Here is a 25,759-nt window from a genome sequence, read left to right on the forward strand (position 1 = left end):
ATTTAACTTACATATTACCTAAAATTAAAACTCTTGTGGGGTGGTTATCTTGACCGCCCTGGTTATGCTTAAAGGTTTATCACCTTCATAGGGATAAACTTCCTGATTATTCCCTCTTCTTTATTCCATCTTTCTTGTTAACTCTTCTATTATGATCAACAAAAAACCCGTAATAACTATTAAAAACATTAATCACTACTATGGTAAAGGATCTCTAAGAAAACAGATTTTATTTGATATTAATCTGGAAATATATGCCGGAGAAATTGTCATTATGACCGGTCCATCAGGTTCAGGTAAAACAACATTATTGAGCTTAATTGGTGGTTTAAGATCGGTACAAGAAGGAAGTCTGAAATTTTTAGGTGAAGAACTCTGTGGCGCAAGTCAAAGTAAACTAGTAAAGATGCGTCGTCATATTGGTTATATTTTCCAAGCTCACAATTTATTGGGTTTTTTAACTGCTAGACAAAACGTGCAAATGGCTGTGGAATTAAATCATCGTATTTCCCAATCAGCAGCTATTTCTCAATCGGAAACTATGCTCAAATCTGTGGGTTTACAAGAACGTATTAATTATTACCCGGATAATTTATCAGGTGGACAAAAACAAAGAATAGCGATCGCTCGCGCTTTAGTCAATCATCCTCCTTTAGTATTGGCCGATGAACCAACAGCAGCATTAGACAAACAATCAGGACGTGATGTAGTAGAAATCATGCAGCGTTTGGCTAAAGATCAGGGAACTGCTATCTTACTTGTTACCCATGATAACCGGATTTTAGATATTGCTGATCGCATTGTGGAAATGGAAGATGGTCTTCTGACCCGTGATGCTCAAAATGTAGCTTTTAATCATGACTCTAAAATAAATAATCACAAGTCGTAACGTACTCCACACACTCCCTTGTACCTTGCGGCACGCTACGCGAACAGGTGAGTGTGGGCTTCTCGGTGACTCCTAATAATTGCTATAAAGTAATTGACACAACATTTTTCTTTATCTTCCATAAACTAGAATTAATGTCATAGTTTCCTCATGATTACAGAATCTACCTGGAATAGAAAGCTAGAAATATCAGTGTTTTTATAAACAATAATGAGTATTATTTGTAACGAGCAATCTTAGTAACACCGGGAAAAGTAGTTTGAGGAGATTTGTCCATAAAATTACTAACTCAGGACTTACGCAAAATATCTCTCAAACCCTCTTTTCTTCGTTCTCTTCGTTCCTATCCCTGACGGGACGCTCCGCGAACGTGGTTCATTATTCCGTGACTTGTGCGTAAGTCCTATAACTGTTGCTAAACCACTGCTTGAGATCTCATATATGAGATTAATATATTTAACATCAGAAATCTATAAGCTAATAATATACCATTTTTATATTTTGTTTGTTATTTTGTATTGGGGGGAACAGTTATTCCATGTAAAGCCCGTTTAAATGAAAATTAGTTCGACTACTTTACCGTTCCCCAAGTTCAGTGCAAATTACCAAGAGAATTTATCTTGTACATGGCATGGCCAAGGCAAATTTTCATCAATCTCATCTACGGAGGATTTACAACGATGCTGAAAACCAATAGTCAACCAATGATTATCTCTAGTTTTGTTAACCATGAGGAGCAAAACCGTCAAGCTAAAAATCAGTTTAATTTATTGCAAAAATTACGTCAATTTCTGGATGAAATCGAAATTGATAATCGTCAAGTTGCTAGATTGATTGCTAAACTTATTCCTGCCCAATGTCCCTTTGAGCGTGATATCGTGGTTTTTGGTCGCAAAATCGCCCACATTCCCCCTTTATGCAAATTGAACCCCCTGTATGACCAGTTTGTAGGCTTGCGTTTTCGTGCATTATGTTATTTAGTAGACAAGTGTGGAGAAGACATTGAATCTTACTGCTAAATACAACATTAAATAGGCCATGGAAATTAAAGTCGAACATCAACCAAGTCTTGCACATCTCCATCAGTTAGATGTATTTAATTGGCCAATTTGGGAAAAGGAAATATCTAAGTTTCCCTGGACTTACGATGATCAGGAAATTTGCTACTTTTTAGCAGGTAATGTCATTGTCACTCCTCATGGAGGACAAGCGGTACAAATGGGTAAGGGAGATTTAGTGACTTTTCCTGCTGGTATGTCTTGTGTCTGGGAAATTATCAGCGATGTCAAGAAACATTATCGCTTTGATTAATTGTAATTTATTTTTACTAATTTTGACGCAACCCAAATAATCAATATCTGAGAGATGGGAATTTGATATTTTTTAGCGGGTTGCTATGAAACTATTGTTCCTAAAATATCATCTACAAATAAATTATTTTCGGGGAATGCTGAAATTGATAATTTTTCCCCGCGACTTAGTATTTGAATATCCCTATAACCATTTTCACTAGGGTAGCGATAGACAGTAATTACTTGTTGATAAATATCAACTAACCAAACTTCAGTAATACCACTACTAGCATAGAGAGGAATTTTCACGTCTCTATCATATTCAATACTGCTATCTGCAACTTCAATTAATAAGAATATATCTTGGGGTTGGGGGTGTCCAGATTCATAAAAATCTGCGCGAGGTTTTAGTAATGCGATATCTGGTTCAGGTTCAGATAAGTTATTTAAGAGAATCGGATTTTGTACCCTAACAATTACTTTTATTCCCAGAATATTGCTGAATAAGCGATTAATTCTGTCAACGCAAGCTGCGTGTCTTCTACCAATTGGTGACATTTCTATAATTTCTCCATTAATCAGTTCTACTTTATCATTTTCTGACAAAATACCGGCTTCACTCATTTGATGGTATTGAGAAATAGTAAAGCGAAAATTTTTAACCTGTGGTTTTGCTAATTGTAAGGTCATAATTAACTTTCTCCTATAGGAATCTGGTTTGATTCTGTGAATTTACTTGTGTGGTCAGGGAACAGGGAACAGGGAACAGTAAAGACAGAATTGATACCTACTGAGTCTTGTATGGCTACGCAACGTAAGCTATCAAAAATCAAATAGGAGTCCTATATTTACCTTTATTTTTAAAATAGCAATAATATCCCCGACTTCTCAACTCAATTGATTATTTAGACTAAATTAGGCGGTTAGAAACCGGGTATACAGAGACAAAACCCACCTGTGTGGGTTTAGAAACCTGTTTATAAAAAATCGAAAAATACTTCAGGAACTAATCTTAATTCACCAGATTTAAACCGAGAAATATCTATCCATAATGCGCGATGTTGACGTTCTGGTGTTTCTGAAAAAGTTAAACTTTCGATGTGGTAAAATTTGGAATCTGCAAAATCACATTCATAAAGTTGAATGATTTCATGTCCTTGTTTACCGTTAAAAGTAAATAGGTTTTCGATACAACTTAGATAGCGAATATTGGTTAATTCGGCTTGAATTTCTTCTTGAAACTCTCTAATTAAAGCTATGCGACTAGTTTCACCAAATTCTACACCACCACCTAAGGCCCGATAAAAGATTGATTGTTTTGTAGGATCATATCCTTCAGAAACAAAGATTCTATTACCATCTCGAATTAGTGCTAAAACAATTACTCGAATTTGACCTTCTTTATTCATGATAGTAATTAATTGTAATTATCGTAGATTGAATCGGGGCGACTTTCACTATTTTCTATAGGCCAATCTGAATTTTCACCACCAATATATAGTTCTTCAATAGCGACATATTCTTGAGTTAGTTGTGTTAGTGCGTTAATCAGAATGTCTAAAGCGATCGCATCACTTGTTCCCAAATCAAACCAACAACGCATCCAATCTCCTTCATATTCAAATTCACCCATATTGTGCATCAAAGCCAGTAAGCTTTTATCATAGCCCTGTTCATCATAATTCATGTAGCTGATATCAATTCCTGTATCTTGTACTTGCAGATTTTCCGCATTAAATCCCCCCAATTTACCTAAATAAAACCAGGAAGTAAATACTTCTTCTACATATTTTTTTTCTTGTTGGGAGGGAATGGTGCTAAACTTCAACCAAATCCAGACATCAAAAGGATTAAACTCGCGGAATTGAATTTGCATTTTTGTAATGGGTAATTGGTAATTGGTAATTGGTAATAGGTAATAGGTAAGAAATTATTGCCAATGATTAATGACTAATAATTACTAACAGCTTGACTGCGTTCATATTCAATTTGTTTGACTAAATTAACAGGAAGTTGGGATTTTTTAGCTAATGCTTTGTCAAAATAAACTATTCCTTCCTTAATTAAATCCTGACTTTTTTCCCTTTTTCCTTTTTCCTGAAGAATTTGAGCTTTTAGATAGTAAATTTCTGGGTTGTCAGCAGTTGCTTTTAAAGCGCGGTTGACATAATCTAAAGCCTGAGAATATTGCTTCAAATCTCGATAGGCTAAAGCAATACCCCTATCTACTAAATAACCAGGTGACGCATTTTTTTGCAACCGTTCAATTGCATCATCTGGACTAGTAAAAGGCAAATTTACAGCTAACATTAAATCCATATAGCCGCGAATTAAGTTTAACTCTGGATCATTGGCAGAAATTTCTTCCGCTCTGTCAAAATATGTATATACTTTTCGTAAGCGACTAAAAGCAGGTTCAGCACCATTGATAGTCCCTTCTCTACCGAGAATTAGCGCCCCCTCCAAAAAATGACTGACAGCAATGTATAAATTACCACGTAATGGATCACTAGGAATAAGATCTTGTGCAGTTTCCAGAGTCTTTTGACTGTATTTTTCCAAACTAACCCAATCTTGATCTCTATAAGCTAAACCAGCCTGAATCATATAAATTAAGGGTTCATTGGGTTCGCTAGAAATAGCTGCTTGTAAGGAATTTTTAGCTTTTGGGTAATTTCCCTCTTGGAAAATCGCTTTAAAAACAGCTTCCGTATTATCACCAATTTTACGAGGTTTTTGAGTCCGAAATGGATCAGCAGAAAAGGAGGGATTTACAAATAGATTTAAAAGAATTGAAGTAGTAACAGTCACTTTTAAAAATATAGGAAATCGCCGAGATATGATGAAATGAGGAATTAAGAACTGTTTTAACATAGTCATCAAGGAAATAATTACGGTTGAAATTGTTTTATCTATTACCTAAAATACAAAACAGTGCATTATAAATTACGTCCATTGCCACCAAAATTTACCCTAACTTGGTAATCTTAACAGATGCTCTATCTTAGAAATCTAACTTATCATCCCACGGCTTGCCCCAAAGCAATTCTCCAAGCCATTAACTTAGAATTACCACCCCGGAAACTAGGTTTAATAATTGGACCTAGCGGTTCAGGGAAAAGCACCTTATTAGAAATTCTATCTGGACTAGCTGATCCTACCACTGGTGGGGTTTTTTGGCGAGAGCAGGGACTCATAGCTGAACAACTGCAACAATTAGCAGGTTTAGTATTTCAATTTCCAGAACGACACTTTTGCGGGGGGACAATTTTAGAAGAATTACGCTTAGGACATCCTGAACTGGGATTAGAAAAGGTTAAACAAGCATTAACAGAAGTGGGATTAGATAATTTATCTTTATCTGCTTCTCCTATTAATTTAAGCGGGGGACAACAAAGACGGTTAGCTTTAGCAGTCCAATTAATTCGTCAGCCGCATTTATTACTATTAGACGAACCTACAGCAGGTTTAGACTGGTCTATGCGTCGGCAACTGGTGAACTTATTAGCCAAACTGAAAAAAGATTGGACATTGTTAGTTGTAACACATGATGCCAGTGATATATTGCCAATAGCTGATTATTGTTGGACATTAGATCATGGTATTTTAAAATCAGTTGAGCCGACAACTTTGGGAAATAAAACACAAGAAGTAGTGACTAATTTACCGGGTGAGTATTAACTTTCTTCTTCCTTCTTCTTCCTGCTTCGCGTTCTTTGCGTCTTCGTGGTTCATTTAATTCATATTTTGTCAAGAAATAGGGAATTTAACCGCAGATAAATTTGAGATCAATGATCAAGTAAAAATCGGCTAAAATTAATGGGAAAAAGTGATTTTCAATAATGGATATAGAATCTTTATCTATCGCTAATTTGCCGAAAATGGCGGAAATATGGCAAAAAACGCTGAATTGGCAACCGACGAATCTACAAGAAAAGCAATTTCAACAACTTTATCAATTAATCATTGCCGGAAATCGCCAAATTAACTTAACTAGGATTACTGAACCTGAAGATTTTTGGGAGAAACATCTTTGGGATTCCTTGCGAGGAATTGCACCAAAACAAATATTTATTCCCGGTATTGACAGGGGAAAACGGATAATTGACATTGGTACAGGTGCAGGTTTTCCTGGTTTACCAATTGCTTTAATTTTTCCCAATTCTCAAGTTACACTTTTAGATTCTACAGGCAAGAAAATTGCTTTTGTTGAGGATATTTTATCAACGCTTGCTCTTAATAATGCGAAAACTTTACTTGGGAGAGCGGAAGAAGTTGGTCAACAATATCAACATAGACAATATTATGATTTAGCGGTGATTCGGGCTGTGGGAAATGTTTCTGTTTGTGCTGAATATAGTTTACCATTAGTCAGAAAAGGCGGTTTGGCGGTTATTTATCGAGGTACTTGGAGCGAAGCAGAAAATGAAAGTTTAGAAACTGCTGTTGAACAACTAGGTGGAGTAGTTGAATTAATTGAAGAATTTGCCACTCCTTTGAGTAATAGTATGCGTCATTGTCTGTATTTGCGAAAAGTGACTAACACACCAATTAGTTTTCCCCGTGGGGTTGGTATACCCAGTCAAAAACCAATTTAATCAGCGAATTTCTCGATTTTAGATTAGATTAGTGATTAGATATATAGCGTGAGAGCGTCAACGCCGCCAGCGATAATAAACTTAAAATCCCCAAATCCAAGTGTTAAATTTGTCTCAAAATGGTTGTTCTGTATGGGTTGCTTCTTCAACAGAAGGACTGCTGACACCAACTGCTGTTGCTCTTGGCAAATTTGATGGTGTTCATCTTGGTCATCAAAGAGTAATTCAGCCAGTATTACAGTTAGTATGGGGTGAAAGCGGGGAAAATTCAACCCCCCCAGCCCGAAAAAATCCGCGCCCTTACTCAACCGTTGTTACTTTTGATCCCCACCCCCATGAGTTTTTTACAGGACAACCCCGTGATTTGTTAACACCACTGGATGAAAAAGTGCAACAATTGCGATCGCTTGGGGTAGAACAATTGGTATTATTACCTTTTGATAGAGAACTGTCCGCTCTTTCCCCGGAGGAATTTGTGGATAAAATTCTGGTTCAACAACTCCAATGTCAACAAATTAGCGTTGGCCAAGATTTCTGTTTTGGCAAGAAGCGTATGGGTACAGCCCAGGATTTGCAAATACTCGCAGCTAAATACAATATACCCGTGACCATAGTTCCTATAAAAACTGATACAGACAGCTTATCCACAACAGATGATACTCGTATCAGTACATCCTTAATTAGGGAAAGTTTAGAAGTAGGTGATATTCCTAAAGCAAATCGTTTGCTGGGAAGACCTTATACTCTTACGGGTGAAGTAGTAACAGGTCAGAAATTAGGTAGAACTATCGGCTTTCCTACAGCGAATATCCAACTACCAAAGGATAAATTTTTACCTCGACATGGTGTTTATGCTGTGGAGGTGATCATTCATAATCAAACTCCAGATACAGACCCTATTCAGCAATTAGGGGTCATGAATATCGGGAACCGTCCCACGGTTAATGGTATAGATACTCGTGTGGAAGTACATTGTTTAAATTGGTCTGGTGATTTATACGGGAAAATTTTGGAGATACAGTTAGTAAGATTTTTGCGTCCTGAACAGAAATTTCCCTCTTTGGAAGCACTGAAAAATCAAATTCAACTTGATTGTACAGCAGCTCAAGCAATTTTTAATTCTTAATGATGGATGACAAGTGTTACGTGAGAATACTGTAAGAAAGGCTAAATTATCAACTTAAAACTAAATTCGTGGTTAAAAACTGTGTCTATATTTCCTCTGATACAATATAGGACATAAGACAAAAATTGACGCTTTAATACAAAATTTGGTATAATTTTTGTCTAGACATCAATTCGTCGGTTTAGTCTTGGTATCCTCACCTAACTCACATAAGCCCTATTTTTGAACATGAACAGCAAAATCTTCTGGAAGCTTAGTATAGCCATGAATTTATCGCTATTTATGGTTTTTTGTGATTTTTCAAAGTTCCAATTAATACCTACAGCAATAGCCCAGACAAATAATTCCTCGGTTTTAGGATGTTGGATTACTGCATATAGGACTGGTCAGGCAGTTAATACAATAACAATGGAAATCTATGGTGACAATACATGGGAATTAGTAACGCGAATGAAGTTCCCACCAAAAGCTAAGAGAAAAGACTTTGAATTCAGTACATCAGGTAATTGGTATATTCAAGGACTTCAGTTAGTAACTCAAGAAAAAGATAGGGGAACGAAAAGTATTTTTGTACAACCCGCTCCTAATACACTTGAAGTAATTTCAGGGGGTGGTCTTGTCTTTAACAGATGCAATTAATTAAGCAGTTTTAGGTATAAAACCTCTCAAACCCTCATTTATTCATGTACTTTGTGCTTAATTTGTTATATATTTCGTAACTCAATAGCAAATATTGTAACCGATTTTCTAGAAATTTTGGGTTCATCTCTGGTTTCAATACTTGTCGGTTCAAGAAATGCGGGTTAGGTTGAGTAATAGTGAAACATGACATAATCAATGATTTTGTTGGGTTTCGTTCCTCAACCCAACCTACCATAGAAGTAGATTAGTGTTAAAAATAGTGATTGAGACGGTTCTGGATTCTAAAATCCTTTTTACACTTCATAATTCCTTCTACATTTCCCCCCCAGGTACTACATGAGAGAAAAAATTGACGCTTTAACACAAAACTTAGCTCGTACCATCGTTGGAAAACATGAAGCTATCCGCTTGGTTATAGTAGCCTTACTTGGTGGTGGTCATGCTTTATTAGAAGATGTCCCTGGAGTCGGTAAAACCCTCTTGGCCAAGTCTCTAGCTCGTTCCGTAGATGGTAAGTTTCAACGGTTACAATGTACTCCTGACCTACTCCCTACAGACATCACTGGTACAAATATTTGGAATCCTAAAAGCGGTGAATTTACATTTCTCCCTGGTCCGATATTTGCTAATGTCCTACTAGCTGACGAAATCAACCGCGCTACACCCCGTACTCAGTCAGCTTTACTGGAAGTCATGGAAGAACATCAAGTCACAATTGATGGTGTTTCCCGTCCAGTTCCCCAGCCATTCTTTGTCATTGCTACCCAAAACCCCATTGAGTATCAAGGGACTTTTCCCCTCCCAGAAGCGCAAATGGACAGGTTTATGCTGTCTTTAAGTTTGGGATATCCTTCGGAATCTGAAGAAATGGAAATGCTACAAAATTTACAAGCAGGTTTCAAGGTTACTGATTTACAGCCCTGTATCACTTTAGAAGAAGTACAAGCATTACGTCAAGCTTGTTCCCAGGTTAAAGTAGCAACATCTTTACAACAATACATTTTAGAATTGGTGCGGACTACTAGACATGATGAAGAAATTACTCTTGGTGTTAGTCCCCGTGGTACGGTAGCGTTACAAAAAGCTGCTCAAGCTTTGGCTTTTATCTTAGGTAGAGAATATGCTCTTCCCGATGATATCAAGTTTCTTGCTCCCCACGTTCTTTGTCATCGTCTGATTCCTAGAGGGGGACGAAATGCTAAAACTATAGTTGAACGGTTATTGAGGTCTTTACCTATTCCTTAATATGTAATAGTAATATTATGGGAGGTTGTAAGTAAGTCGGAACCCTAAAACCGATGTATATAAAGATTCTTGTCTATGTTGTAGGGGGATAGGTTGTGGTTTCATGGTTAGTAATTTAGTGTGATTAAATGTCTTGTACTATCTGAATGCTAGTAAAAAAATAAGAACCTCACCTTATGTAGCCTGACAAAGAATCAAACCAAACCACCCTTTTTCATCTGTCCAAGTTTTCACAGTATTTAATCCCTTACTTTGTAATTGTTTTTCCATAGTTACTAAGTCAAACTTCCGGGAAATCTCTGTTAATATACTTTCTCCTTCTTCAAAAAATACCTTTAAATCCAAAACTTCTAAAGATACCCAATGACTTTTTTGACAATGTAAATACATTTCAATTTGATGATCAACTTGATTATAAATTGCTTGGTGTCTAAACAAATTGATATCAAAATTACCTTGAAAACGCCAATTCAAATGAGAAAGCATATTCAAATTAAAAGCAGCAGTCACTTCTTGACTATCGTTATAAGCAGCTTCTAAAATATCCTGGGGTTTTTGTAAATCAATACCCAATAAAAAGTAATCTCCTAGTTGTAAAGTGCGAGAAACTTGATTTAAGAAAATATCACATTCTTCTGGGTTAAAATTCCCTAAAGAACTTCCCAAGAAAAATAACATCCGTGATTGTAAATAATTCGATTCTAGATGAACTAAAGCCTGTTCATAAGTCCCTAATAGTCCATGAATAGAGAAATCAGGATACTTTTCTTGTAACTGTAAAACACTAGTCTTTAGAATACCTCCACTAACATCAATAGGAAGATATCTACAAGAGTTAGCAATTTTTTGATAAGCAGTTAATAAAGCTTGAGTTTTTGTAGAACTACCACTACCTAATTCTATCAACTCACAACAATTTGTAATTTCTGCAATTTCATCAGCATATTGTTGTAAAATCCAGGCTTCTGTACGAGTCGGATAATATTCTGGTAACTCACAAATCTTTTCAAATAATAGAGAACCAGGATCATCATAAAAATATTTGGGGGGTAAATTTTTCGGTTTTTCAGTTAACCCCTTAATGACATCTTTACCATCAATACTTAGCTCTTGATAATGATGATCTAAAACTGTTAAAGGTTGTGTAATCATTTGCTAAATCCTCTCTGTTTACTCTGCGACTCTGGGTGAAAAAAAGATATTTATTTAATCCAAACTTTCAGCAATTCTAAAACCGACGTGCTGATAAAAAAACGGACGAAACCAGTTACGATAACAAGCTAAAGCCATTGTACCATTCGTTGCCCAAGAACCACCCAACATCATAAAATGTTTATTATCAAAAAATGGTGCAGATTGATCTGGATAAAGATTATGGGTTTTAAATCCTGGTAAGGGGTAGAATCTACTAGACAACCATTCCCAAACATTACCCCGTAAGTCAGAAATACCAGATTGATTATTTTCTGAAAACATTCCTACAGGAGTTGGGGAAATAAATTGTAAGTTGAGATTGTAGTTATTTGATAACCGAGAATCTTCAGATATTTTCAGAGCTTGATTCCATTCTGCTTCTGTCATTAACCGAGTCTTCTTACCTTTCCACTGACAATAAGCCATTGCTTCATAATGGTTAACTTCTACAGGCCAATCTAAAGGTAAATCTATTTCATCAAATGTAGCACGATAACGATAGTTATTTTCTTGGACTATCCAGAACTTAGGATATTCTACATTGTAGAGTTGTTTCCACGTCCAAGATTCAGCATTCCAGTAATTAGAATTGTTGTAACCACCTGCTTGAACAAATTCTAAAAATTCTCCATTTGTAATTAGATATTGACTAGCTAAAAATGGTTTTACTTCAATCTCTAAATTACCATATTCACTATCCCACCCAAAAGTTAAATCATCTTCACTTTTTCCTAATTTGACGACACCACCGGGAATTTCTCGCATTTGATTATCAGGAATTTCTCCATTACTCGGTGCATAATTCCATCTTTGGGGACGTTGTAATTTATCAATTGGTAGTTGACGCAACAGCATCGAAGAGGTTTCCAGATGAATGCGACTATGTTCTATTCCCATTAATAAAGCCCAAATAGGATGTTGTTGATGAATGGGTAAATTTAGGGTAGTGTTGTTAATGATTGCTGTGATTTCTGACCTAGCTTTGTTTCGATATTCCCAGACTTTTTCAACATCAGGCCAGTTAAATCCTTGAATAGCTTCCTCTAGTTCTGCTGGTGTTTCTGGATCAACGCCAATTTCAAACAGAGTTTCATATTGGGGATTAATCCGATTTGTTAATAAACCGACCTGAATTAATTTATTGATATAAAAAACAGCCGAATGTCCAAGATAGAAAATTAATTTATTTCTTAAAGGATCGGGATTTAGATAAAAGGTTTCTTCCTTAATTACACTTTTCATTAAGGTTTCTTCCATTTCCCAGGAATTTTCAAAATATTTAAGTAGGATTGTGGAACTACAATTATCGAGTTGGGGAATATGGGTATCTGTCATTTTATTAGCCTTGGTAATTAATTCCTTGGTATAACTTGGATTAACTAAATTATTTTATCTGAGATTATGTTAACATAACTATGTTATGTTGTCTTCTCAGTATATAGATAAGTTCGTAAAAAAAGTTTACATATTCCGATTACAAAATGTATAATTGAAAGTTACGATTATATGCAATAGAAACGGGTAAAGGCATGAAAATCACCTCATAATTATGGATGTACAACAATTTGCTCAATTGACGATCAACGGTATTGCTGTAGGTAGCATTATTGCCCTAGCAGCCGTCGGACTGACTCTAACCTACGGAATTTTACGGTTATCTAATTTTGCCCATGGTGATTTTCTCACCTTGGGCGCTTATCTAACCCTGATGACCAATAGTACAGGTGTAAATATTTGGCTGTCAATGATTTTAGCAGCTTTGGGAACAGTAGGAGGAATGTTACTAGCAGAAAAATTACTGTGGTCAAAAATGCGGTCTATCCGTGCCACCTCCACAAGTCTGATCATTATCTCCATTGGGCTGGCTTTATTCCTCCGCAACGGCATTATTTTTATCTGGGGAGGTAAAAACCAAAATTATAATCTACCTGTGATATCAGCTTTAGAATTTGGTACATTAAGAGTACCGCAAAATCAATTATTGGTACTGGGATTAGCTATTTTAGCCATTTTATCCCTTCACTACCTACTACAAAATACCAAAGTTGGTAAAGCCATGCGGGCAGTGGCTGACGATTTAGATTTAGCTAGAGTATCGGGTATTAATGTTGATAGAGTAATTCTTTGGACTTGGGTAATTGCTGGTACATTCACTTCCCTGGGAGGTAGTATGTACGGGCTAATTACAGCCGTGCGTCCAAATATGGGTTGGTTTTTGATTTTACCCCTATTCGCTTCTGTAATTTTGGGCGGAATTGGCAATCCTTACGGAGCGATCGCCGCAGCCTTTATAATTGGTATTGCCCAAGAAGTTAGCACCCCTTGGCTAGGTTCACAGTATAAACAAGGTGTAGCCCTATTAATCATGATTTTGGTGCTGCTGATTCGTCCCAAGGGTTTATTCAAAGGCACAATTTAAGCAGCACCAGCCTACTTCTAACTATTCAATAATGTGGAAGTAGTAAGCTGCTACCAAAAAGTTAACAGCCAAAAGTAATAAAGCCCAACCAGTACGGAAAGCGTAGGAAGGTTTAGCAGCAGGTTTTCCTTTAGCAGTCATAAGCGGTTCTCCTAATTTTGTGGCTTTTTAAGAAATAGCAAACTCACGCGCCAATTTTGCAAATTCTTTAAAAATATTTTTGTAAGGTTGGTCAGTTGTCAGTTGTCAGTTGTCAGTTGTTGGTAGGAAAAATCTTCTCCTCTGCACCCCTGTCCCCTGTCCCCTGTAACCTGTCCCCTGTTCCCTGTTCCCTGTCCCCTTATTCCTCCCCAGCGTGGTAGGAACTGCGAACCAACGGACCGGAACGGACATGATTAAAACCCATTTCCTTGGCTATATCACCTAATTCTGTAAATTCCTCCGGTGTCCAATATTTTTGGACTGGGAGATGATCTAAAGAAGGACGCATATATTGACCAATGGTTAAGCGATCGCACTTTACAGAGCGCAAATCCCTCATTGTCTCAATTAATTCATCTATTGTTTCTCCGTGACCCACCATCACACCCGACTTCGTAGGAATCTGATCATTAAATTCTTTAACTGTCGCTAATACAGCCAAGGAGCGGTCATATTTTGCCCCTCGACGCACGGTTGGGGTTAACCTGCGGACTGTTTCCACATTATGGTTAAAACAAGCCGGTTCAGCTTGAATAATCATCTCTAGGCTATGACGTTGGCCAGCTAGACCTCCACTACCCCAAAAATCCGATGTTAACACTTCAATTTGAGTTGCTGGGTTCAGGTCACGGATAGTTTCCATAGTCTTGACAAAATGACCTGCTCCCCCATCAGCTAAATCATCACGGGCTACAGCAGTTAACACCACATACCGCAATCCTAAAAGCTGTACTGATTCTGCTACTTTTTGGGGTTCTTGCTCATCCAAAGCCATGGGGGCATGACCTTTATCTACTTGACAAAAAGCACAGGATCTGGTGCAGGTCGGACCCATTAATAAAAAAGTCGCTGTTTTTTGAGCATAGCATTCGCCCCGATTTGGACAACGTCCCTCTTCACAAATCGTGTGAATTTGACGCTGCTTAATGATCCGCTGGACAGTAGATATCTCACTAGCTTTGCCCAGAGGACGACGCAACCAGCTAGGTATAGTTATAATTTCTGACTTGATATCAACCTTTTGTTGAGAATTCATATTAATCAATGAGAATTCATATTAATCAAATTGTCACCTTTATCAAACAGAAAATTAAATAGTTTTATGCTTCGTAATTATTATTACATTGGCAATTAACCAAAATAGGACTTACGCAAGTGTCACACCAATGTAGAGACGTTCCATGGAACGTCTCTACAATCTTTACCTCCAGAGATCTATTGAAGATCAGCTTTATTACCCATTATCCACTATTTACAAATAACCTAAAATTGCTGTGGCTCTTGATTGGTAATAACACTAACTTGTGTACTGACAGCCTTTGCTGCTTGTAACATAGGAGTGTTAGTAACAGAATTATTAGCCAAAGTAAACAAGGGATTAGATAAAATTCCAGAGATAGTAGTAGCTATCAAAGTTACTATCAAACCGACTTGTAAAGGTCTAAGCCCTGGTAAATCCCAACGCACTTGGGGATAATTTTTGACTACCTCGGACATTTCTTGAGGTTCTTTGACCACCATCATCTTAACTACACGAATGTAGTAATAGATAGAAACCACACTAGTAATTAAACCGAGCAGAACTAACCAGTAAAGACCAGCTTGCCAACCTGCCCAAAATAGGTAAATTTTCCCAAAAAATCCGGCTAATGGGGGAATACCACCCAAAGACAACAGGGAAATACTCAAACCCAGTGTGAGAAGAGGATCTTTTTGATACAAACCTGAGTATTCGGCAATTTGGTCTGTTCCCGTGCGGAGAGAGAATAATATCACACAAGTAAAGCCGCACAGGTTCATAAACAGGTATACCAATAGATAGAAAATCATACTGGAATAACCGGCATCAGTTCCCGCAATTAAGCCAATCATCACAAACCCAGCTTGGGCAATAGATGAATAAGCCAACATCCGTTTCATGCTAGTTTGGGCTAGGGCGACAACGTTACCCAATACCATACTTAGGACAGCTAAAGCGGTAAAAACAAATCTCCACTCATCAGCTACAATCGGGAAGACAGTAGTTAATAAGCGGATAGCCAGAGCAAACCCGGCTGCTTTAGAACCGACGGATAAAAAAGCGATTACAGGGGTAGGTGCGCCTTCATAAACGTCTGGTGTCCATTGGTGAAAAGGTGCAGCGGAAATTTTAAAGCCAATACCCGCAATTACGAAAACTAGAGCAATTACTAAACCCAGAGACTGACCAACATTCGCTGTGGCGATACCCTGAGCGATCGCACTTAATTCCGTTTGTCCACCAGATAAACCATATAAGAGGGAGACACCATACAAAAATACTGCTGTACTAGAAGCACCAATTAACAGGTATTTCAACGCCGCTTCATTGGAACGGGAATCACGTTTTGTATAACCTGTCAACAAATAAGAGGAAATACTCAAGGCTTCTAGAGAGATGAAAATCATCACCAACTCATTAGCGCCGGATAAAAACATTCCTCCCAAAGTCGCAGTCATCAAAATAGCGATAAATTCGGCTAAAGCCGTACCACTTTGTTCGACATAGCGAATTGACATTAATATTGTCACCAACGCCGATAGAGCGATGATACCACGAAAGACAATACTCAGGTCATCACCATTAAAACTACCAGTAAAGGCAATGGGGGTAGTTGTATCCCATTGAAAGTATAGAGCAATTATTGCCGCTGTTAAACCGAGCGTAGCTAGATATCCAATCCAGCGAGCAGAGCTACGCCCCAAAATCAAATCAACAATCAAAACCCCCAGAAGGGTAATCATGACGATTCCCTCTGGTAAAATCGTTCCCGCATTTAACTGGGATGCAAAATTAGCAAAATCCATGAGATGTATAGGTTTTAGCGATTAGCTGACACAAGTTTATTCTATCTATAGTTTTTAACTAAAATTGCATTGATCTTTCTATCTTTAACAGTTGATAATTCTTATATTTGATTTTAGCTAACCGGATATTCCTGTAAGCATAGCTTAAAGCACTTTATCTGCCAGCCTTTAAAACTTGTTCAGCTGTCAGTTGGAAATTTGGGAATGTCGGGGAAGTAATGGGTTGATTGCCTCGAATTTGCTGAATTTCATACTCTCCTTTGACTAACGTACAAATGGAAAGGGTAGGTTGTTTCGGTTTCCCAATATGTCGAGTCCCACCTAGACCCGCATAATCCGCAATCCAATATTCAGGAATACCTAGAATTGCGTAGTCTTCGACTTTACGCGCATAATCGTTTTGCCAGTTGCTACTAACTACTTCCATCACAAATTTAATCGAACTGCCCAGCGTGAGGATTGATTGGTCATTCCAAAGTAGTTCTTTCGCAAGTTCATTGCGATCAATAACCATAACATCAGGTCGAAATGCTGTCATACCCAAGTTAGAAGGACGTAGTAATCCTCGCTGAAGGACAAACCAATTTAAACTTATTGCATCAATTTGGGCGCAAATTTTTGTGGTAGTAAAAGCTGAAACTTCTTCATGGTAGCCCGTTGGTTCTAAATCAAACACCTCTCCATCAATCAATTCGTAGCGGTTACTGTCACCATAACGGACGATAAAATCGCCAAAACTTAGTAACTGCTGTTGTATTGGTATTTCGGTTGCAATGGTCATAGGTCAACTTAGCCCCATCAATATCATCACTCTAGCATTTTCGCTAAATCCATGCACTCCGAATTAAAAAGGCTAACGTAAAGTTCACCTTGATAATAAGAGGAGATGGCGATCGCCCTAAATTTTTCAAAAAAACAGTAACAGTAGGATGTATGATGTTAATTAATTTTGGCAGGGAATATTGTTTGGTGGAAATGTTGGGTTTCCTTTCGTCAACCCAACCTACAAGATCGGCGATTGCACTAAAGTAAACTGGGGATATTTTCGGATTTTTAGTCATCTTTAGATGACTTTTGCTATTAGACAGGGAATTCATTCCCTGGCGGTTTGTGGATTTTGCGTAAGAAAGCTATAACAGTTTAAGCAATCAAACTGAAATTACTACTAGTGAGAGTGATATCAGGATTACCTAAACGGGCAAATTCAAACACTGTTCCCGTACCCAAAATACTGCCATCTTGGTTATAGAATATACTTCCCGTACCTTGACTAAACACAATACGAGCGTTACTAGCATTGACAAATTCATCATCACTAACAACTGCAAAGTCAGTTAAAGCCTGTCCTGGAAGGTTAGTAATGGCATTAAATGTAGCTTTACTTAATACAATCTGGTCTAGTCCCGCTTCAAATTCGCTAATGTAATCAACGCCTAAGCTGGTACTAAAAACACTATCGCTTTGAAACAGATATTGATCATTACCAACTCCTCCCGTCAAGATATCATCACCAAGTCCTCCCCAGAGACTATCATTACCGGTGCCACCGTTGAGAATATCATTACCTGCTCCTCCCCAGAGGGTATCATTTCCTCCTAACCCTTGCAGTTGGTCATTGCCATCACCACCATTTAAGGTATTATTTAGAGCATTACCCGTGAGACGATCATTTCCTGTGCCACCTGTAGCATTTTCAATCACATTATTAGCAGAGAGAATGAGTTTAAGGTTGCTATTAACTATTTGCGATGTATTGATACCCAAATTCACATTTACAGCAGCAGTCGTCCCCGTAAAGTCAAGATTATCAATACCCCCTGTTGTTTTTTCCGTAATTGTGTCCGTTCCCAAAGCTGTATTTGCTAGGAAACGATAAGTATCATTTCCATCAAGACCGGTCAGGGTATTGTTGGCGCTATTACCTTGGAAAACGTTATTATTGGCATTACCTGTACCGTTGATAGCCGTTGTTCCGGTTAAAGTCAAGTTTTCCACGCCACCGGGCAGAGTAGTAGTCACAGAAGCACTGAGGGTATCGGTGATCGTTGTGGTAGTAGTTATTGCTGTGCCAAGGGTAGCATTGGTGGCGGTAGTCAAGTTGAGAGTAAAGGTTTCATTAGCTTCATTCAGAGAATCATTGAGAATGGGAATATTGATCACTTGACTGGTAACACCAGGGTTAAAGGTGAGAGTTCCGCTGGTGCTGGTATAGTCTGATCCTGCTATGGCTGTACCGTTAGCAGTGGCATATTGGACGGTAATAGTTTGGGTGCTAGTGCTGGAAAGAGTAACGGTATAACGAACGTTTTGAGGGTTGGTGTTACCTTCAACTATGGTCTGGTTAGCACTGAGGTTAAGATTAGGCAATAAGTCATCATTAGTAATAGTTCCTGTGACAGCAGCAGTTGTCCCAATGTTGTAACCTGTTCCTGTTGCCAATGTTAAAGCCACAGTTTCATTACTTTCAACAATGGTATCGGCTGTAGGGTCTATGGTTAAAGTGGCTGTACTTGCACCCGCAGCAAAGGTGATGGTTTTTCCTGTTCCTGGTGTTGCTCCTGTATAGTCGCTACTGTCGGCTGTGCCAGTGATACCATAGTTGACTGTTAAGGCACTGGTTGTGCTTCCTGTACGAGTGAAAGTGTAAATGAGGTTGGCTGTACCGTCTTCTAGAACGCTACTAGGAGATACTGCTAGGGTGACGCTGGGGAAATCATCATTAGTAATAGTTCCCGTGACAGCAGTGGTTGTACTAATGGTGTAACCTGTACCTGTAGCTAGAGTTAAAGCCACAGTTTCATCACTTTCAACGGTGGTATCTGCTGTGGGGTCTATTGTGAGGGTGGCTGTACTTGCACCGGCTGCAAAGGTGATGGTTTTTCCTGTTCCGGGTGTTGCACCTGTATAGTCGCTAGTATTAGCTGTACCAGTGATGCCATAGTTGACTGTTAAGGCACTAGTTGTCGCTCCTGTACGAGTAAAAGTGTAAACCAGATTGGTTGTACCGTCTTCTGTAACGTTACTGGGTGATACTGCTAGGGTGATATTAGGTAACTCTGAGGTTCCTTTAGATAAAGTGTTATATCTTGTCAGTACCTCGTCTGCTGTTAATACGCTATTATACAAACCGATTAAAGATACGTTACCAGCAGAATGCTCTCCGTCAGTTTCTGTGTCGTCTACAAACAAATACAAATCTCCATTAGGACTCAGATCCGCTAAACCATTAGTATCATTAAAAGACAAAACTTCACTGCCATTGAGATAGATAATTGTAGTGTTGTTACTGGCACGGCTGAAAACTATATGATTATATCCAGATGCCAATGTTCCCACTGCGGCGGTTTCGCTATAAAATTGCAAAGAATTATCTAGGACGTATAATCCTGTGTCGCTAACACGATCAGAAAAATCTATGATTTTGCGATAACCTGTAGTAGCATCAAAACTGAAAACCAGTTCTATGGAGTAGTTGTTAATAGGGATATTCGGATCATTTAGTAAAAGTCCTGAATTGCTTGCAAATCTGTACACGGACTTGCCAGCTTGACCAAATACTGTATCATTTGTGTCAGTCCCCAGAGTGTCCACAGGGTCTAAAATCGGTGAAGAATTAATACTACTGACAAAATTGGTATCCCATGAATAAGTAGGATTAATTACGCTATTCTGTTCTACCTGAATATTTTGCCCATTTACCGTAATCGTCGCGTGATCATCCTCAGCCTTCAAAGCCTGTAAAGTTGTAGTATCCAGACTGTTACCCTGTACCAAAGCAGCAAAAATCGCCCCTTCATCTCCAGCACTATCACTGAGATTGATATGAGCATCTACAAAATGCCCAATTTCCTCTAACAAAACTGCACTAATAGCTTCTGCTGTAGAAGTGGTGAGAAAATTAGCTGATAAATAAATCTGATTATTGCTACTGGCATAAGCCCCATTGGCATTGCCAAGAATGCTACTATCTAAAATCTCAATTTGCGGAAGTTGACTAAAATCACCAGATAGCCACTGTAAACGCAGAATTTCCGCACCGCTACGGTTGTATTGTGTACCAAAAGCTGTATCAAATAAATTCCAGAAGTTGTCTAAATCGGCAAAGGTGCTGAGTTGGTTATATGTCAGCGTCAGGGCAGAGTTGAGCAAGGTATTCATGGATTTGATGATTTATTCCTATGGAAATAATGTGACACAAATACTTACAACTGTCAATTTCTACATTCATACTACAAGTTATAATCAAGTTGTAAGCTATTATGCACCTCAAGTTTATTTCCCCAATTTTCAACAACTGTGAATCCTGTACTATTAAATTTCTGGGGTATTTTACAAACTATAGTCGCCAACTATGCGCTAGATAGGTTAAAGATGGAAATAACTGACAATTGACTCTCAAAGGTTGCTTTTCTCATGCTCAAAACAATCACCAGACTTGAATTTGAGAAAATTCCCCCGCTGTTGGGCAGTTTGTGTAAGTATACAATCACTACTTAGGCGTGATATTTCGTCTTGACATTTCGCAAAAATTAACCCAACTTGACTATTTAGCTGCATAGCTATTATTTATTTTAAATTTCCATGTCAACTCTCGTTATTGTCGAATCTCCCACAAAAGCTCGCACTATTCGCAACTACCTACCAAATGATTATCGGGTAGAAGCTTCCATGGGTCATGTTCGTGACCTTCCCCAGTCGGCCAGCGAAATTCCCGCAGCCGTCAAAGGGGAAAAATGGGCGCAGCTTGGGGTAAATGTAGAAGCCGATTTTGAACCGATTTATGTAGTCCCCAAAGATAAAAAGAAAATTGTTACTCAGTTAAAAGAAGCCCTCAAGGGCGTAACTGAACTGATTCTAGCCACTGACGAAGACCGGGAAGGGGAAAGTATTAGTTGGCATTTATACCAATTGCTCAAGCCAAAAGTGCCGACAAAGCGCATGGTGTTTCATGAAATCACTAAGGAAGCAATTCAAAAAGCTTTGAAAGACTGCCGTACCATTGATGAGCAGTTAGTCCGCGCTCAAGAAACCCGGCGCATTTTAGACCGATTAGTAGGATATACTTTATCTCCGCTACTATGGAAAAAAATTGCCTGGGGATTATCCGCTGGTAGAGTACAATCTGTAGCAGTACGCTTATTAGTGACTAAGGAACGTCAACGCCGAGCTTTTCATGAAGGGACATATTGGGATTTAAAGGCTAGTCTAGAGCAGGAAAAAAGTCCTTTTAGCGCGGTTCTGGTGACTCTTGGCGGTACGAAAGTTGCCACAGGCAGCGATTTTGACTCTACAACTGGTAGGATTACCGCAGGTCGCAATGTGGTCTTACTCAATGAAGAGGAAGCGGAAGCCCTAAAAGCCCGTTTAGAAGGGAAAACTTGGACAGTGACGGATATGGAAGAACGTCCTGTCACCCGCAAACCCGCGCCACCGTTTACCACTTCCACATTACAACAAGAATCTAACCGCAAATTGCGGTTGTCAGCACGGGATACAATGCGGGTAGCTCAGAATTTGTATGAGCAAGGGTATATTACCTATATGCGGACGGATTCTGTGCATTTATCTGATCAAGCGATATCCGCCGCCCGCGCTTGTGTAGAACAAAAATACGGTAAACAATATCTGAGTCCCCAACCTAGACAATACACAACTAAATCTAAGGGCGCACAAGAAGCCCATGAAGCGATTCGTCCCGCCGGTAGCAGTTTCCGCACCCCCCAAGAAACCGGGTTGACTGGACGGGAATTTTCTGTATATGATTTGATTTGGAAGCGCACTGTTGCTTCACAGATGGCTGATTCTCGCCAAACTCAAATTACTGTACAAATACAAGTTGAAGATGCTGGTTTTCGTTCTTCTGGTAAGCGCATAGATTTTGCGGGCTACCTTCGCGCCTATGTTGAAGGTTCGGATGATCCTGATGCTGCTTTAGAAGATCAAGAGGTAATTTTACCCGCTTTGAAAGTTGGAGATCATCCTCAATGTCATGAACTGGAAACCGTCAGCCATGAAACCCAACCTCCAGCCCGGTATACAGAAGCAACTCTAGTGAAAACTTTAGAAAGTGAAGGTATTGGTCGTCCTAGTACCTACGCCAGCATTATTGGTACGATAATTGATAAAGATTATGCCCAATTGGTGAATAATGCCCTAATTCCCACTTTTACGGCTTTTGCTGTGACTGATTTGCTGGAAAAACATTTTCCAGATATTGTTGATCCTAGTTTTACTTCTAAAATGGAGCAAACCCTAGATGAAATTTCCACGGGTGAGGCTCAGTGGCTACCCTACTTAAAGGAATTTTATCTTGGTGAGCAAGGTTTAGAAACTTTGGTTAGGGAACAAGAAAGCGAAATTGACGCTAGTAAAGCTAGAACTGTAGAATTAGAAAATTTAGATGCTAAAGTCCGTATTGGTAAATATGGTCCTTACATTGAAGTTACCAATGGGGAGGAAGTATTTACCGCTTCTATCCCTAAAAACCTGACTCCGGCTGATCTTAACCCTAAACAGGTGGAAATCCTGCTGAAACAAAAAACCGCAGGACCTGACCAATTTGGTCGTCACCCGGAAACTGGCGAACCAATTTATATTAAACTGGGTACTTATGGTCCCTATATTCAATTAGGCGATAAAAGCGAGGAAAACCCTAAACCCAAACAAGCTTCTTTACTCAAAGGTGTGACCCCTGAAACTCTCACCCTAGAAATGGCTGTCGGTTTACTGTCTCTACCCCGTGCTTTGGGAACTCACCCAGAAACCGGTGGTAAAGTCCAAGCTAGTTTGGGACGGTTTGGACCCTATGTAGTTCATGACCAGGGGAAGGAAGGGAAAGATTACCGTTCCCTAAAATCTACCGATGATGTCTTGACAATTACCCTAAATCGTGCATTGGAATTACTCGCAGAACCAAAAAAAGGACGTTCTGCAACTAAGAGTAAGTCTAAAGAAGCTTTACGGGAGTTGGGGACACATCCAGAAGATGATGCACCAGTTAGTATCTATGATGGTCCCTATGGTCCTTATATTAAACATGGGAAAACTAATGCTAGTATTCCTGAAGGTGAATCAGTAGAAAATATAACGTTGTCTACGGCTGTTGAATTACTTTCAGCTAAAGCATCTACAAAATCTCCACGCAAAACCACTAAGTCAACTCCTAGAAGCAAAAAGAAAGACGCAGCAAGTTAGATTTAGCAGCAGTTAGGCGGAATAAATTCTTGATCATGACTAATGATCAATAACTATTCCTGATCACCAATTACCCCATTACTAATTAAGGATGTGATAATCTAATAAGTAAGGCAAAACACAAAATTGAAATCTCGTGGTAGTAAATACCATACTTATGGGAATTTGTCAACCATAAGCAAGGCTAAAGTGCGATCATACGCCGGTTTCTGCCACCCTGTTAAATAAAATTGAGGTAGTATCTCAGGAGCGGTCAGTTTAATGGATTATATAGAAAAGGTACTGGAAAAGCTGAAAGAATTAGCTCGGAAGTTAATTGATAGCCTGCTAGGTCCAGAGGCTGAACCGGAACCGGAACTAGTTCCGATTCCTGTCCATGAACGTTCTATGCGCCGTCGCTAAAGTCCTGAAGGTGTGAGAGTTGAATTTACCAGCTTTAAGTATTCTTGTACTGCACGGGCCAAACCTAAATTTGCTAGGACTTAGAGAACCCGGAATTTATGGTTCTTTGACTCTAGCAGAAATTAATCGTTTGTTAAATTCCAAAGCTATGGAGTTACAAGCACAAATATTACCCGTGCAGTCAAATCATGAAGGAGTTTTAGTAGATGCTATTCACGGGGCATTAGGATATCATCAGGGAATTGTCATTAACGCCGGAGCTTACACTCATACTAGTGTAGCTTTACGAGATGCGATCGCTGCTGTTAATTTACCTACTGTCGAAGTACATCTGAGTAATATTTATGGTCGGGAAGATTTCCGTCATCATTCTTATATCGCACCAGTGGTAATTGGTCAAATTAGTGGTTTTGGCGCTCAAAGCTATTTGTTAGGCTTACAAGCACTGGTGTCTTATTTAAGGAAGTAAGAGGTCATGGGGAATAGGTAATGGGGAATAGGTAATGGGGAATAGGTAATGGGGAATAGGTAATAGGTAATAGGAAACAACTGACCACTGACAACTGACCACTGACTAGCCTGATCAAAATTATGCGTTATTCTTTGGTAAATCGGGTTAAGGGTGCTTTTATGGGAGCTTTTTTAGGGGAGGGTTTAGCTAACCCGAACTGTTGTAACTTGGGTAAAATCGCCGTTTTGGGTACGGAAAGTTTAATCAGTTTGGGGAGGTTAGATGTAGATGATTGGTTAAAGCGTCAAGAACAAGCAGAAATTGAATTAGAAACAAATATTCACTCCTGGGGACAAATAATCTTCGCTATATTACCAGTGGTGATGTTTTTTCATGAAAATCTTATGAAAATGCGAGAAAATATCCTAGAAGTACAAAGAATATTCATATTGAACCAACAACATAGCCAACTGATCACAGATGCTAGTTTAATCATAGGATATGCGATCGCTAAATCCCTAAATGAAAAAATTGACCCTCTCAACCTGATTTCGGAAATAGTTAATTTTTTAGATCAAACATCAAGTTCCTTACCACAACAATTAATAAAAGTCAATGAATTGTTAAAAAAAGGAGTGGGACTAGAAACAGCAAGAAAGGAACTGAACAGTTCAGAAACATTAATTAACAATATTGGTTTAGCTTTTTACTGTTTTCTGAGTACCTTAGAAGATTTTTCCTTGACCGTATTCCGCGCTACGAAAAATCATGATTTTGCTCATGAGTATATTACGGGTGCAATGGCGGGAGCATTATCAGGGGCATATAACAGTATAGTTGGTATACCAGTAAATTGGCAAATTTCCCCCTCATTCACTAACTCCTCACCATGGGGACTTGATAATTTTTCCCAAATGTTAGAATTAGCCGATAGAATGATGGCGGTGTGGTCTGGAGTATATGACTTTGGTGGTGATTTTGGCGAATTTACAAACAAAGGATATACTATCTTTGCTGCTCCTAAGATTATACGTAGGCGTGGAAATGATATAGGATTACTATTTGATTTTTGAACAAAATTATGATTTAACCCCATTCAGGCCTTGGTTGAGAGACAATCTCAACTTATGTATTTGTTAGTATTAGTTAGCAAAAAAGTATCGGTTAAATGTAAACTGCTATCCCTCCCTAAGTTAAGCTGTTACGCAGCTAAACTGTATAATCAGAATATGGCTAGATATTGTGGTGCGGGCATACAACAGCCAAGCTCAGTACAAGTC

24 protein-coding genes are annotated in these 25,759 nt (G+C 38.6%); 13 read left to right on the forward strand and 11 right to left on the reverse strand.

Annotated elements, in window-relative coordinates; all coding sequences use genetic code 11:
* Positions 1-151 precede the first annotated feature (151 nt).
* The 3 genes from H6G25_RS01500 to H6G25_RS01510 all read left to right on the forward strand — a co-directional run bounded on the left by H6G25_RS01500 (position 152) and on the right by H6G25_RS01510 (position 2,200).
* The gene (locus H6G25_RS01500) at positions 152-889 is read left to right on the forward strand and encodes a DevA family ABC transporter ATP-binding protein (protein WP_190390984.1); all 738 of its coding nucleotides are present in this window, start codon (positions 152-154) and stop codon (positions 887-889) included.
* A 680-nt stretch (positions 890-1,569) separates the two neighbouring features.
* Positions 1,570-1,908 (forward strand): Mo-dependent nitrogenase C-terminal domain-containing protein, encoded by a 339-nt coding sequence (locus H6G25_RS01505; protein ID WP_190390985.1) that lies wholly within the window; start codon positions 1,570-1,572, stop codon positions 1,906-1,908.
* A gap of 19 nt (positions 1,909-1,927) precedes the next feature.
* Positions 1,928-2,200, forward strand: a complete 273-nt coding sequence (locus H6G25_RS01510; RefSeq protein WP_190390986.1) for a cupin domain-containing protein — start codon at positions 1,928-1,930, stop codon at positions 2,198-2,200.
* 83 nt (positions 2,201-2,283) lie between these two features.
* On the opposite strand, the gene H6G25_RS01515 is transcribed toward H6G25_RS01510, so the two are convergent.
* The 4 genes from H6G25_RS01515 to H6G25_RS01530 all read right to left on the reverse strand — a co-directional run bounded on the left by H6G25_RS01515 (position 2,284) and on the right by H6G25_RS01530 (position 5,055).
* Positions 2,284-2,871 (reverse strand): Uma2 family endonuclease, encoded by a 588-nt coding sequence (locus H6G25_RS01515; RefSeq protein ID WP_190390987.1) that lies wholly within the window; start codon positions 2,869-2,871, stop codon positions 2,284-2,286.
* Positions 2,872-3,158: 287 nt separating this feature from the next.
* Positions 3,159-3,590: an NUDIX domain-containing protein gene (locus H6G25_RS01520; RefSeq protein WP_028083090.1), complete on the reverse strand. Its 432-nt coding sequence runs from the start codon at positions 3,588-3,590 to the stop codon at positions 3,159-3,161.
* Positions 3,591-3,598: 8 nt separating this feature from the next.
* Positions 3,599-4,057, reverse strand: a complete 459-nt coding sequence (locus H6G25_RS01525; RefSeq protein ID WP_190390988.1) for a DUF3531 family protein — start codon at positions 4,055-4,057, stop codon at positions 3,599-3,601.
* Between the two features lie 74 nt (positions 4,058-4,131).
* A complete protein-coding gene (locus tag H6G25_RS01530) occupies positions 4,132-5,055 on the reverse strand; it encodes a Sll0314/Alr1548 family TPR repeat-containing protein (protein WP_190390989.1) in 924 nt (307 codons plus the stop codon).
* A gap of 120 nt (positions 5,056-5,175) precedes the next feature.
* On the opposite strand from H6G25_RS01530, the gene H6G25_RS01535 reads away from it, so the two are divergent.
* From H6G25_RS01535 to H6G25_RS01555, 5 genes are all read left to right on the forward strand, one after another.
* Positions 5,176-5,862 carry an energy-coupling factor ABC transporter ATP-binding protein gene (locus H6G25_RS01535; protein ID WP_190390990.1) on the forward strand — a complete coding sequence of 229 codons (687 nt, stop codon included), beginning with the start codon at positions 5,176-5,178 and terminating at the stop codon, positions 5,860-5,862.
* A 182-nt stretch (positions 5,863-6,044) separates the two neighbouring features.
* Positions 6,045-6,779 carry a 16S rRNA (guanine(527)-N(7))-methyltransferase RsmG gene (gene rsmG / locus H6G25_RS01540; protein WP_190391087.1) on the forward strand — a complete coding sequence of 245 codons (735 nt, stop codon included), beginning with the start codon at positions 6,045-6,047 and terminating at the stop codon, positions 6,777-6,779.
* A gap of 100 nt (positions 6,780-6,879) precedes the next feature.
* A complete protein-coding gene (locus H6G25_RS01545) occupies positions 6,880-7,905 on the forward strand; it encodes a bifunctional riboflavin kinase/FAD synthetase (RefSeq protein WP_190390991.1) in 1,026 nt (341 codons plus the stop codon).
* A gap of 264 nt (positions 7,906-8,169) precedes the next feature.
* On the forward strand, positions 8,170-8,544 hold the full coding sequence (locus H6G25_RS01550) for a hypothetical protein (RefSeq protein ID WP_190390992.1): 375 nt from the start codon (positions 8,170-8,172) through the stop codon (positions 8,542-8,544).
* 339 nt (positions 8,545-8,883) lie between these two features.
* Complete coding sequence (locus tag H6G25_RS01555; RefSeq protein WP_190390993.1) at positions 8,884-9,792, forward strand: MoxR family ATPase; 909 nt, start codon at positions 8,884-8,886, stop codon at positions 9,790-9,792.
* 174 nt (positions 9,793-9,966) lie between these two features.
* Here the strand turns inward: H6G25_RS01555 and egtD are convergent, their stop codons facing one another.
* Together egtD and ovoA are read right to left on the reverse strand one after the other, a co-directional pair.
* Positions 9,967-10,944, reverse strand: coding sequence for an L-histidine N(alpha)-methyltransferase (egtD, locus tag H6G25_RS01560; RefSeq protein ID WP_190390994.1), 978 nt, complete (start codon positions 10,942-10,944; stop codon positions 9,967-9,969).
* 54 nt (positions 10,945-10,998) lie between these two features.
* Positions 10,999-12,321, reverse strand: coding sequence for a 5-histidylcysteine sulfoxide synthase (gene ovoA, locus H6G25_RS01565; RefSeq protein WP_190390995.1), 1,323 nt, complete (start codon positions 12,319-12,321; stop codon positions 10,999-11,001).
* 214 nt (positions 12,322-12,535) lie between these two features.
* On the opposite strand from ovoA, the gene H6G25_RS01570 reads away from it, so the two are divergent.
* The gene (locus tag H6G25_RS01570; protein WP_190390996.1) at positions 12,536-13,405 is read left to right on the forward strand and encodes a branched-chain amino acid ABC transporter permease; all 870 of its coding nucleotides are present in this window, start codon (positions 12,536-12,538) and stop codon (positions 13,403-13,405) included.
* A 21-nt stretch (positions 13,406-13,426) separates the two neighbouring features.
* On the opposite strand, the gene H6G25_RS01575 is transcribed toward H6G25_RS01570, so the two are convergent.
* The 5 genes from H6G25_RS01575 to H6G25_RS21455 all read right to left on the reverse strand — a co-directional run bounded on the left by H6G25_RS01575 (position 13,427) and on the right by H6G25_RS21455 (position 20,590).
* Positions 13,427-13,546 carry a photosystem I protein PsaX gene (locus H6G25_RS01575; protein WP_028083170.1) on the reverse strand — a complete coding sequence of 40 codons (120 nt, stop codon included), beginning with the start codon at positions 13,544-13,546 and terminating at the stop codon, positions 13,427-13,429.
* A 199-nt stretch (positions 13,547-13,745) separates the two neighbouring features.
* Positions 13,746-14,642 carry a lipoyl synthase gene (gene lipA, locus H6G25_RS01580; RefSeq protein ID WP_190390997.1) on the reverse strand — a complete coding sequence of 299 codons (897 nt, stop codon included), beginning with the start codon at positions 14,640-14,642 and terminating at the stop codon, positions 13,746-13,748.
* Positions 14,643-14,869: 227 nt separating this feature from the next.
* Entirely contained in the window at positions 14,870-16,432 is a 1,563-nt protein-coding gene (locus tag H6G25_RS01585; protein WP_190390998.1) for an NAD(P)H-quinone oxidoreductase subunit N, read from the reverse strand.
* 154 nt (positions 16,433-16,586) lie between these two features.
* Positions 16,587-17,213 (reverse strand): Uma2 family endonuclease, encoded by a 627-nt coding sequence (locus H6G25_RS01590; protein ID WP_190390999.1) that lies wholly within the window; start codon positions 17,211-17,213, stop codon positions 16,587-16,589.
* A 359-nt stretch (positions 17,214-17,572) separates the two neighbouring features.
* Complete coding sequence (locus H6G25_RS21455) at positions 17,573-20,590, reverse strand: Calx-beta domain-containing protein (protein WP_277881623.1); 3,018 nt, start codon at positions 20,588-20,590, stop codon at positions 17,573-17,575.
* A gap of 423 nt (positions 20,591-21,013) precedes the next feature.
* On the opposite strand from H6G25_RS21455, the gene topA reads away from it, so the two are divergent.
* The 4 genes from topA (at position 21,014) to H6G25_RS01620 (ending at position 25,552) form a co-directional block, all read left to right on the forward strand.
* Positions 21,014-23,626 carry a type I DNA topoisomerase gene (topA, locus tag H6G25_RS01605; RefSeq protein ID WP_190391000.1) on the forward strand — a complete coding sequence of 871 codons (2,613 nt, stop codon included), beginning with the start codon at positions 21,014-21,016 and terminating at the stop codon, positions 23,624-23,626.
* Between the two features lie 261 nt (positions 23,627-23,887).
* Positions 23,888-24,028, forward strand: coding sequence for a hypothetical protein (locus H6G25_RS01610; protein WP_028089486.1), 141 nt, complete (start codon positions 23,888-23,890; stop codon positions 24,026-24,028).
* Positions 24,029-24,047: 19 nt separating this feature from the next.
* Positions 24,048-24,497 (forward strand): type II 3-dehydroquinate dehydratase, encoded by a 450-nt coding sequence (gene aroQ / locus H6G25_RS01615; protein ID WP_028083161.1) that lies wholly within the window; start codon positions 24,048-24,050, stop codon positions 24,495-24,497.
* Positions 24,498-24,619: 122 nt separating this feature from the next.
* Positions 24,620-25,552, forward strand: coding sequence for an ADP-ribosylglycohydrolase family protein (locus H6G25_RS01620; protein WP_190391001.1), 933 nt, complete (start codon positions 24,620-24,622; stop codon positions 25,550-25,552).
* The last annotated feature ends 207 nt before the right edge of the window (positions 25,553-25,759 follow it).

It is taken from the genome of Dolichospermum sp. FACHB-1091 (genome assembly GCF_014697585.1).
Classification (GTDB): domain Bacteria; phylum Cyanobacteriota; class Cyanobacteriia; order Cyanobacteriales; family Nostocaceae; genus Dolichospermum.

What these genes read in the sequence shown, in the direction of transcription:
- H6G25_RS01585 (WP_190390998.1), bottom strand. Translation starts at nt 16,432, where the DNA reads ATGGATTTTGCTAATTTTGCATCCCAGTTAAATGCGGGAACGATTTTA.
- H6G25_RS01525 (WP_190390988.1), bottom strand. Translation starts at nt 4,057, where the DNA reads ATGCAAATTCAATTCCGCGAGTTTAATCCTTTTGATGTCTGGATTTGG.
- topA (WP_190391000.1), top strand. Translation starts at nt 21,014, where the DNA reads ATGTCAACTCTCGTTATTGTCGAATCTCCCACAAAAGCTCGCACTATT.
- H6G25_RS01520 (WP_028083090.1), bottom strand. Translation starts at nt 3,590, where the DNA reads ATGAATAAAGAAGGTCAAATTCGAGTAATTGTTTTAGCACTAATTCGA.
- H6G25_RS21455 (WP_277881623.1), bottom strand. Translation starts at nt 20,590, where the DNA reads ATGAATACCTTGCTCAACTCTGCCCTGACGCTGACATATAACCAACTC.
- H6G25_RS01535 (WP_190390990.1), top strand. Translation starts at nt 5,176, where the DNA reads ATGCTCTATCTTAGAAATCTAACTTATCATCCCACGGCTTGCCCCAAA.
- H6G25_RS01550 (WP_190390992.1), top strand. Translation starts at nt 8,170, where the DNA reads ATGAATTTATCGCTATTTATGGTTTTTTGTGATTTTTCAAAGTTCCAA.
- H6G25_RS01510 (WP_190390986.1), top strand. Translation starts at nt 1,928, where the DNA reads ATGGAAATTAAAGTCGAACATCAACCAAGTCTTGCACATCTCCATCAG.
- egtD (WP_190390994.1), bottom strand. Translation starts at nt 10,944, where the DNA reads ATGATTACACAACCTTTAACAGTTTTAGATCATCATTATCAAGAGCTA.
- H6G25_RS01575 (WP_028083170.1), bottom strand. Translation starts at nt 13,546, where the DNA reads ATGACTGCTAAAGGAAAACCTGCTGCTAAACCTTCCTACGCTTTCCGT.
- ovoA (WP_190390995.1), bottom strand. Translation starts at nt 12,321, where the DNA reads ATGACAGATACCCATATTCCCCAACTCGATAATTGTAGTTCCACAATC.
- H6G25_RS01610 (WP_028089486.1), top strand. Translation starts at nt 23,888, where the DNA reads ATGGATTATATAGAAAAGGTACTGGAAAAGCTGAAAGAATTAGCTCGG.
- H6G25_RS01500 (WP_190390984.1), top strand. Translation starts at nt 152, where the DNA reads ATGATCAACAAAAAACCCGTAATAACTATTAAAAACATTAATCACTAC.
- H6G25_RS01590 (WP_190390999.1), bottom strand. Translation starts at nt 17,213, where the DNA reads ATGACCATTGCAACCGAAATACCAATACAACAGCAGTTACTAAGTTTT.
- H6G25_RS01505 (WP_190390985.1), top strand. Translation starts at nt 1,570, where the DNA reads ATGCTGAAAACCAATAGTCAACCAATGATTATCTCTAGTTTTGTTAAC.
- H6G25_RS01515 (WP_190390987.1), bottom strand. Translation starts at nt 2,871, where the DNA reads ATGACCTTACAATTAGCAAAACCACAGGTTAAAAATTTTCGCTTTACT.
- H6G25_RS01570 (WP_190390996.1), top strand. Translation starts at nt 12,536, where the DNA reads ATGGATGTACAACAATTTGCTCAATTGACGATCAACGGTATTGCTGTA.
- H6G25_RS01620 (WP_190391001.1), top strand. Translation starts at nt 24,620, where the DNA reads ATGCGTTATTCTTTGGTAAATCGGGTTAAGGGTGCTTTTATGGGAGCT.
- H6G25_RS01530 (WP_190390989.1), bottom strand. Translation starts at nt 5,055, where the DNA reads ATGTTAAAACAGTTCTTAATTCCTCATTTCATCATATCTCGGCGATTT.
- lipA (WP_190390997.1), bottom strand. Translation starts at nt 14,642, where the DNA reads ATGAATTCTCAACAAAAGGTTGATATCAAGTCAGAAATTATAACTATA.
- H6G25_RS01555 (WP_190390993.1), top strand. Translation starts at nt 8,884, where the DNA reads ATGAGAGAAAAAATTGACGCTTTAACACAAAACTTAGCTCGTACCATC.